Origin of the sequence: Roseobacter sp. HKCCD7870 (assembly GCF_037830315.1) — a bacterium.
In the GTDB taxonomy this organism is placed as follows: Bacteria; Pseudomonadota; Alphaproteobacteria; order Rhodobacterales; family Rhodobacteraceae; genus M30B80.
Genome location: NZ_JBBLYO010000002.1, coordinates 580,418 through 588,993, shown reverse-complemented (window position 1 = coordinate 588,993; position 8,576 = coordinate 580,418). Strand labels below are relative to the sequence as shown.

Genomic DNA, 8,576 nt, shown 5'->3' with positions numbered 1-8,576 from the left:
ACAAAGGCCTGATGTCTTCCATGCTCACTCGGGCCAAGGAAAATGGATATCGCGTACTCTGCATTACATTGGATGTCCCCATTCAAGGAAAACGTGACCAAGATATCCGAAATGGTTTTACCATTCCTTTGAAACTAAATCCTTCAACGCTTCTTGAAGTGTTGGCGCGCCCAACTTGGACCTGGAATTTTTTAAAAGATGCATTGATACGAAAACAAAAAATTTCATTTGGAAATTTTGAAGGCCATCTCAAAATTAGTAAGTATAAAACTAATGCGCAACTTATTGTGGAGTTGTGTGATGCTTCTGCAGATTGGAATACCATCCGTGAAGTCATCGAAGAATGGAACGGACCCGTTGTCATTAAAGGGATCCTAGATCCAGAAGATGCTAAATTAGCCATCCAAGCCGGAGCACATGCAATCGTTGTGTCGAACCATGGAGGAAGGCAACTTGATCAAGTTCCATCAAGCATCTCAGCCCTACCCAAAATCGCAGAGGCAGTTGCAGGACGCGCAGAAATTATACTCGACAGTGGCGTGACACGAGGCACCGATATTGCAATTGCTTTGTCTTTGGGAGCGAGCGCTTGCATGATTGGCCGCTCATGCTTGTGGGGATTAGCAACAGATGGCCAGACAGGCATATTAAAAGCTATCGAAATTCTTAGGCAGGAACTCGATACCAGTATGGCTCTTCTAGGTGTTACGGAGTTACATCAACTAAAGGGAAGAGCTTGTTTAAACCTAAGTGGACCAACCTCGGACACGAAAAACACAAACTTGTAATCCAGAACACGGTGAGTGTCCGTTTGAAATTAACCCATATGGCTGGGGTTACATTATTCAAAAGAACAGCTGATTTGGCCCAGAACTCCGAAATCAGCAAAAACAGTATCTCCATGAGATATCTCAAGCGGAAGCATGCAGGTGCCAGTGGTTATAATTTGACCAGACTGCAAACCTACTCCTATTTTTGAAAGCTCATTCGCGATCCAAGTTAGGGCTAGCCGAGGATCTCCAAGAACATTCTTACCAACACCATCTCTGACTATATGATCTCCAACTCTGCCAGTAACATGGTGTTCAGAAAGATCTAAGCCTCGCCACAGATCGGGCGCTTTGGGGCCCAAGATAAATTGATGACCACACGCATTATCGGCAATCAACTGTTCTTCCCCAGCTCGTGCGAAATCTGTAAAGCGAGACGCAGGCATTTCCAGAGCCAAAAAAAGCTCTGACACCGAACTCATAACTTCTTCCAAACTGTACGCCGATGTCCTTGGAGGTAAGCTGTGTCCCAGTTCGAACGCGAATTCTGGTTCTGCAACTCGCATGTTGTTGCCAACAAGCGGAAGAACATCACCATCATAGGATACCATTGACTCAATAAGACGGCCCGCCATGGGGCCATTTACACCAATGTGGTTTTGTCCTGCTGAGCTCGTCGCTGCAATCTTCCATCCGAATAGTGCAGCCTGAGACTCATGTTCCAGTATCTCTTGGATCGCGTACCCATCCATCCGCGTTGATGGCCTATAATGAGGGGGAAGAGCAGAAATCGTAGAACCCGACTGCCAAGTTGAAACCAGCAATTGAGATGCGCGTCTAATTGCGTCAGTTTCCATTTACTTCAAACCCATGAACGCTGAATACCACTTCAACCAATATAACAACGCCAGTTACTGGTTGTCATTGTGAAACTTTTGGCCAAATTTCTTGCCAATGATTTGAAGGAAACCTGCTATTTCATCAGGCGCCGATTTTTGACCAGATATCCACTGATAGAGGTCTTGATCCGCCTCCTCAAGCACCGCCTCAAACTGATCGAGCGTGGCATCATCAGCGGAGGCCAAATGCGCGTCTGCCCATCCGCCCAAAATCAAATCCATTTCTTTGATACCACGATGCCATGCCCGCATCCTAAGACGCTTGAGACGGATTTCACGTGTCTCTTGGTGAGCAGATTGTGACATAGACAGCCTCTCAGCTTGCGGCGATTTTGCTATTCTCTACTGCCCGCCCGCCTCATCTACCAGAGTTTGGCGCAATCTTTTTTCAAGCCGGCCCAAAGCATCGGATAGCTGAGCTTGCTCCGCGCGAATGCGCCGTAGGTCTTTCAGGATTGCACTTGTGTCTTCGCTTATCGCAGATGCCACAAATGGGCCATCAATTCCATCACCGCGACCTGTCAACAACCACATAATCGACACGCCTAAAACTCCAGCCAACATTTGTAACTTGTTGGCGCGCGGTTCGGCCTGATCATTTTCCCATGAGCGGATGGTCTTGGCTTTTACACCCATGCGCCGTGCAAGTTCAGCTTGGCCTATATTAGCAGCCTCACGCGCGCCCGCCATACGATCTCCAAATGTGGCTGTATCTTCGTCATACCAGCTTGCATCTGTCTGCTGTTCATGGGTGATTACATCATCGCTCATCGCGGAGGCTCCTTTTCAAATCGGCCAACTTGTTTTCATGCTGCACAGCGCGCAGCTCCCACTGTTCAACCTAAAAGGAACAAAAGCGCAGGAAATGCATATATGCGGCACTTCGCCCAACAATTCCGCGCTTGAACAGCCTTGCGCCAAACCCTAAAGCTGTGCCGCAGTGAAGTAAACCGCAGGCCACCGCCTTTGATGCGTGCGCCGTAAAACTGGAGAAATCCAATGGCCTTTTTGTCCGACACGCTTTCGCGGGTCAAACCCTCCCCCACCATCGCCGTCTCCAACCTCGCCGCAGAGTTGAAGGCGCAAGGCAAAGATGTGATTGGGCTTGGCGCCGGTGAGCCTGATTTTGACACCCCCCAAAACATCAAAGACGCGGCCAAAGCCGCGATTGATGCGGGTCGGACCAAATATACTGCGGTGGATGGTATTGCCGAACTCAAGCAGGCGATCTGCAAGAAATTCGAGCGGGAAAATGGCCTAAGCTATAAACCCTCGCAAGTGTCGGTCGGCACGGGCGGCAAACAAATTTTGTATAACGCGCTGATGGCCACCTTAAACCCCGGCGATGAGGTGATCATCCCTGCCCCTTATTGGGTGAGCTACCCCGATATGGTTCTGCTTGCAGGCGGCACCCCTGTGATTGCAACGGCCACGATTGAAACGAATTTCAAACTCACACCCGAGGCGCTTGAGGCGGCCATCACCCCTAAGACCAAATGGTTCATTTTCAACAGCCCCTCGAACCCCACAGGTGCGGGATATACCCGCGCCGAGTTGAAGGCGCTGACCGATGTGTTGCTGCGCCATCCTCATGTCTGGATCATGTCGGATGATATGTATGAGCATCTGGTCTTTGACGGCTTTGAATTCTGCACCCCCGCCGAAGTGGAGCCCGCCCTTTATGAGCGCACCTTGACCTGTAACGGCGTCTCTAAGGCCTATGCGATGACTGGGTGGCGGATCGGCTATGCGGCAGGCCCCGAGAACCTGATTGGCGCGATGCGCAAGATCCAAAGTCAGTCCACCTCGAACCCCTCATCGGTTAGCCAATGGGCCGCTGTTGAGGCGCTCAATGGCCCGCAGGATTTCTTGGCGGATAACGTGGCGCTGTTCTTGCGCCGCCGCAATCTGGTGGTTGAGATGCTGAACGCGGCAGAGGGCATCACCTGTCCAACACCAGACGGGGCATTTTATGTCTATCCGTCCATTGCAGGGTGTATCGGCAAGACCAGCCCCGCTGGCAAAAAGATCGAAACGGATGAGGATTTCGCAACAGCCCTTCTCGAGGAAGAAGGCGTGGCTGTGGTCTTTGGGGGGGCCTTTGGCCTATCACCCAATTTCCGCGTGTCCTATGCGACATCGGATGACAATCTACGCGAGGCCTGCAACCGCATCCAACGCTTCTGCGCAGGCCTGAAATAATCTTTGCTCTGTGAACACTCCCCCACCCGCAGCAGCGCCACAAGCGCCTGCTGCGGGTGGCACACAAATCCCCCATAAATCAACGCCACAGCGCAAGGTCACTTGACCTTTTTATCAAAGCCGCGCAGGGTCATATTGCTGTATAACTGGGGTAGCTGTGTCGTTGGGGGGCCATGGCCGAGCTACCTGAATTTTATTTCCGAGTGCGTGAAAACACGTCATCGGTGTTTCGGGTCGATACCGAAAACCACTACCGCCGTATTGAAATGCACGAGATTGCCATGGTGAATATCCGCAATGGCAATATCAAAGCGCATGGCGCGCATGAGTTAACCGCAGACGAGACCACCGCCATAACCCAATGGATGGAGGCGCGCCGCGCCCCGCTCAAGCGCCGTGACCTCGAGGATATTCACCGCACCATCGACCATCTCAACGAAACGGCACATTGGGCGCAATCCCGCGCCGATGATGCGGATCTCGAGGATTTCACTGATCGCTTGCTTTTGGCGATGCATGATCTGCGCAGCGTTTTGGTGCGCAAGAAAGCCGAACGGGTCAATCGCGATCAGTCGCGATAATAATTCGTCACCAAATCCAAATCTTTGCGCGGCCCCGTAATACGACATTGGCACTGCCAATGCTGCGGAAGTGCCTCAAACTGATAGCGCAAGATGTAGAGATCAGGGGCGCAGTCATGGCGCGCAGGATGATCCGCGGCGCGAATGAGGTGAAAGGGGCGGGTGTCGTCAAAATCCACTTGCCAACCCTCTGAGACGCGTCGCCAAATATAGCGCCGCTCCGCCTCTAAGATTTGACCCGCGCCATAGTTCAAACGCCCTGTCTCGTGATAATGCAGGACACCATCCTCAGCGGAGGTGAACAGTGCATGCCCTTCGAAATGACCTTGCATTTCTGCGCGGTGGTCGTGGATCTCGCGCGCGACCCGCCACGCGCCTGCCAGCGCGTCACTTTCTGGTATCAAGGCGTAATGATCCAATTTGGCTTCCCTCATGGTCGCAGGCAGTCGAAAAGCGGTTTCCCCTTCTGTGACATTTAGATTAGAAGGCGCGCAACCCCTTTGAAACTGCATTACAGAAGGTTCGCCCATGATCCCCCGCTATGCCCGCCCTGAAATGGTTGCCATTTGGTCGCCCGAAACCAAATTCCGCATCTGGTATGAGATCGAAGCCCATGCCTGCGATGCGCAGGCCGAGCTTGGCGTGATCCCCCACGAAAACGCCGCCGCCGTTTGGAGGGCCAAGGATGTAGAATTCGATGTGGCCCGCATTGACGAGATTGAAGCCGTCACCAAGCATGATGTGATCGCCTTTCTTACCCATTTGGCCGAGCATATCGGGTCTGAGGATGCGCGGTTCGTGCATCAGGGCATGACCTCATCAGACGTTCTGGACACCACTCTGAACGTGCAGCTTGTGCGCGCGGCGGATATTTTGCTGGCTGATTTGGATAAGGTCTTGGCCGCGCTCAAAACCCGCGCGATAGAGCATAAAGACACCGTTCGGATTGGCCGCAGCCACGGCATTCACGCAGAACCCACCACAATGGGCCTGACCTTTGCCCGCTTCTATGCGGAAATGGATCGCAACAAGGCCCGCCTGCAAGCCGCGCGTTCTGAGATCGCCACGGGTGCGATTTCAGGCGCGGTTGGCACATTCGCCAATATCGATCCCGCCGTTGAAGAGCATGTCTGCAAAATGATGGGCCTTTCGCCGGAGCCGATTTCAACCCAAGTGATCCCTCGCGATCGTCACGCGATGTTCTTTGCCACGCTTGGCATCATTGCAAGCAGCATTGAGAATATCGCAATCGAAATCCGTCATATGCAACGCACCGAAGTGCTTGAGGCAGAAGAATTCTTTTCAGCGGGGCAAAAAGGTTCCTCCGCAATGCCACACAAGCGCAACCCAGTTTTAACGGAAAACCTGACTGGTCTTGCGCGGCTTGTGCGTATGGCGGTGATCCCCGCGATGGAGAACGTAGCGCTTTGGCATGAGCGGGATATCTCGCACAGTTCGGTTGAGCGCGGGATTGCGCCTGATACCACCATCACCTTGGATTTCGCATTAAATCGCTTGGCAGGCGTTGTCGAAAAACTCGTGATCTATCCCGAAACCATGCTTGCCAATATGAACAAGTTTAAGGGTTTGGTGATGTCGCAGCGCGTGCTTTTGGCATTGACCCAAGCCGGCGTCAGTCGCGAAGACGCCTATCGCCTTGTACAACGCAACGCTATGAAGGTGTGGGAGCAAGGGGCTGATTTCAAAGCCGAACTTCTTGCAGATGCCGAGGTGACCGATGCACTCAGCGCCGCTGAAATCGAAGAAAAATTCGACCTAAGATATCACACTAAGCACGTGGATACGATTTTCAAGCGTGTTTTCGGTTGATTTAAAGCACAACTTCTGAAGATTGCTACCATCGTTTAGAAATATGGGGCCCAGCCGAAATAGGCTGGGTCTTTTTATTCGTGCTTGGTCTACACTAAATGTATTTCTGAAATATCTCTGATCAGTTGTTTGGCTGTCAATCATGATTCAGATTAGTAATGTAGGATGCATTAAGCGCCTCTGTGATCCGGAGAAACGACTTGGATTTAAACCTTAAGAACAAAAAAGTACTCATTACTGGCGGATCCCGCGGCATTGGGCTGGCTACAGCAAAAATTTTTTTAGAGGAAGGCGCTACTGTCACTATAGTCGGCCGAAGTGAAACAAACCTCGAAGAAGCGAGAAGTCAACTAGAAGCAATTTCACATAGCGTTAGCACTGTAAGCGCAGACCTCTCATTCGAGAAACAAAGAGAAGCACTATACGCCTCGCGCGACGACTTCGATATCTTGGTCAATAATGCAGGCGCTATTCCCAGCGGCGGCATACAAGATCTCAGCATGGATGAGTGGCGTAAAGCATGGGATTTGAAAGTCTTTGGATATATCCATTTATGCAAGCTCTTTTCTGCAGCGATGATGGCTCGAAAGAGTGGTGTCATAGTTAATATCATCGGAATAGGCGGCAGACACACCACCCCATCCTATATCTGCGGCGCCGGAGGCAACGCTGCACTGATAGCGTTCACACAAGCTTTGGGAGCAGAAACTGCGAAGAACGGTGTGCGTACCTACGGAATAAATCCGTCTGCAACTGCTACAGACAGAACAATTGAGCTTCTAAAGCAACGTGCTAAGCGTGAAACTGGCAATGAAGAAAAATGGAAAAATTTCATAAACACGGAGACATTGCCATTCGGGCGCCTGCAGAACCCTGAAGAGATAGCAAACATGGCCGTCATGTTGTGTTCAGATAAAGTACAGTATCTCTCTGGAACCGTCATTGACTCAACCGGTGGCTTTCAGTGGTCTTGAAAACATAAACCGCTCCGGCGGAGAGTTGGCTCTTTGGTTACCTGTGCTTTCGCATGTAACACTGGACTGAAAATTTCTATGCAGTAAGCCATAAGCATAAATCAACGAAGTGAAACAAAAATGAAAAACACCGTCGTAAATAGCTGGAATGAATGGGATCCACTGAAACATGTGATTGTCGGAAGAGCCGATGATTGTCACATCCCGCCAGAAGAGCCCGCACTTGACGCGAAAGTTCCTGAAGACAGCGACATGCGCGGCCAATGGGGCCGTCGCCCTCAAGAAACAATCGATAGAGCCAATGAGCTACTAGACAACTTCGCTGGACAATTAAAAGCTCGAGGCATACGCGTCGATCGGCCGTCACCGATTGATCACTCTCTTCCAGTTACTACGCCAGATTTCCACACTGACAGTCAGTTCGGCTGCATGCCTCCCAGGGACGTATTGCTGACTGTAGGATCGGAAATTCTAGAGGCGACAATGTCCTATCGCTGTAGATGGTTCGAATATTTAAATTATCGTCCGCTACTAAAAAAATATTGGGAAGAGGACCCAAACTTCAGGCACGAGGCCGCTCCAAAGCCGCGCCTAACGGACGCTGATTATCATCCAGATTATTTGTCGGAAAAAATTGGTGATGCGAAAAGGTTAGAGTGGGCCGCAAAGAAATTCTTTGTCACTACTGAAGAAGAACCACTGTTTGACGCTGCAGATGTATTGCGTTTCGGAAAAGACTTGGTTGTCCAACACGGATTTACGACCAATCTAAAAGGCATTGAATGGATTAGGCGCCACTTCCCAGAACACCGGGTGCACACTGTTAATTTTCCAGGTGATCCATACCCAATTCATATAGATGCGACTTTTACGCCTCTACGTCCTGGTCTAATTTTGAACAACCCCCAGCGCAGACTTCCAGAAGAACAGAGAAAAATGTTCTTTGATAATGATTGGGAAATTGTAGATGCCGCCCAACCGGCACACAACACACCCCCACCGCTCTGCTATTCATCAGTTTGGTTGTCGATGAACGTCTTAGTTTTGGATCCAAAAACAGTTTGTGTCGAAAAATCTGAAGTTTACCAAGCTGAACAAATGGATCGCCTGGGTATGGAGGTAGTAGAAGTCGAACTACGCGATGCCTACGCCTTTGGCGGTGGGCTCCACTGCTGCACTGCAGACGTTTATCGTGAAGGCTCATGCGAAGACTATTTTCCAAATCTCAGCGCGTGATCCAGCGGAACTACTGTAGCCTGGAATAGGTGCCTCAAATGATAAATCATTTGGGGCAATGCTATTATTTGAAGGTTGGCGAAT

10 protein-coding genes are annotated in these 8,576 nt (G+C 50.7%); 6 read left to right on the top strand and 4 right to left on the bottom strand.

Going from position 1 to position 8,576, the window contains the following annotated elements:
• Positions 1–788, top strand: a 788-nt coding sequence (locus tag AAC637_RS11380) for an alpha-hydroxy acid oxidase (RefSeq protein ID WP_340303657.1), incomplete at its 5' end; no start/stop codon positions are given.
• Positions 789–841: 53 nt separating this feature from the next.
• Here AAC637_RS11380 and AAC637_RS11375 read toward each other — a convergent pair.
• From AAC637_RS11375 to AAC637_RS11365, 3 genes are read right to left on the bottom strand one after another with little or no spacing between them, the layout of a single operon-like run.
• A complete protein-coding gene (locus tag AAC637_RS11375) occupies positions 842–1,627 on the bottom strand; it encodes a 2-keto-4-pentenoate hydratase (protein WP_340303656.1) in 786 nt (261 codons plus the stop codon).
• Positions 1,628–1,681: 54 nt separating this feature from the next.
• On the bottom strand, positions 1,682–1,975 hold the full coding sequence (locus tag AAC637_RS11370; protein ID WP_340303655.1) for an FAD assembly factor SdhE: 294 nt from the start codon (positions 1,973–1,975) through the stop codon (positions 1,682–1,684).
• 36 nt (positions 1,976–2,011) lie between these two features.
• The gene (locus AAC637_RS11365; RefSeq protein WP_340303654.1) at positions 2,012–2,440 is read right to left on the bottom strand and encodes a helix-turn-helix domain-containing protein; all 429 of its coding nucleotides are present in this window, start codon (positions 2,438–2,440) and stop codon (positions 2,012–2,014) included.
• Between the two features lie 228 nt (positions 2,441–2,668).
• On the opposite strand from AAC637_RS11365, the gene AAC637_RS11360 reads away from it, so the two are divergent.
• Positions 2,669–3,871, top strand: a complete 1,203-nt coding sequence (locus AAC637_RS11360; RefSeq protein WP_340303653.1) for a pyridoxal phosphate-dependent aminotransferase — start codon at positions 2,669–2,671, stop codon at positions 3,869–3,871.
• A gap of 173 nt (positions 3,872–4,044) precedes the next feature.
• Entirely contained in the window at positions 4,045–4,452 is a 408-nt protein-coding gene (locus AAC637_RS11355; protein ID WP_340303652.1) for a hypothetical protein, read from the top strand.
• Here AAC637_RS11355 and AAC637_RS11350 read toward each other — a convergent pair.
• Entirely contained in the window at positions 4,440–4,886 is a 447-nt protein-coding gene (locus AAC637_RS11350; RefSeq protein ID WP_340303651.1) for a DUF6314 family protein, read from the bottom strand. The genes AAC637_RS11355 and AAC637_RS11350 overlap by 13 nt on opposite strands.
• Positions 4,887–4,980: 94 nt before the next feature.
• Here AAC637_RS11350 and purB point away from each other — a divergent pair, with 94 nt between their 5' ends.
• From purB to AAC637_RS11335, 3 genes are all read left to right on the top strand, one after another.
• Entirely contained in the window at positions 4,981–6,282 is a 1,302-nt protein-coding gene (gene purB / locus AAC637_RS11345) for an adenylosuccinate lyase (protein ID WP_340303650.1), read from the top strand.
• Between the two features lie 200 nt (positions 6,283–6,482).
• Positions 6,483–7,256, top strand: a complete 774-nt coding sequence (locus AAC637_RS11340) for a short-chain dehydrogenase/reductase (RefSeq protein WP_340303649.1) — start codon at positions 6,483–6,485, stop codon at positions 7,254–7,256.
• 120 nt (positions 7,257–7,376) lie between these two features.
• On the top strand, positions 7,377–8,492 hold the full coding sequence (locus AAC637_RS11335; protein ID WP_340303648.1) for a serine/threonine protein kinase: 1,116 nt from the start codon (positions 7,377–7,379) through the stop codon (positions 8,490–8,492).
• Positions 8,493–8,576 lie beyond the last annotated feature (84 nt).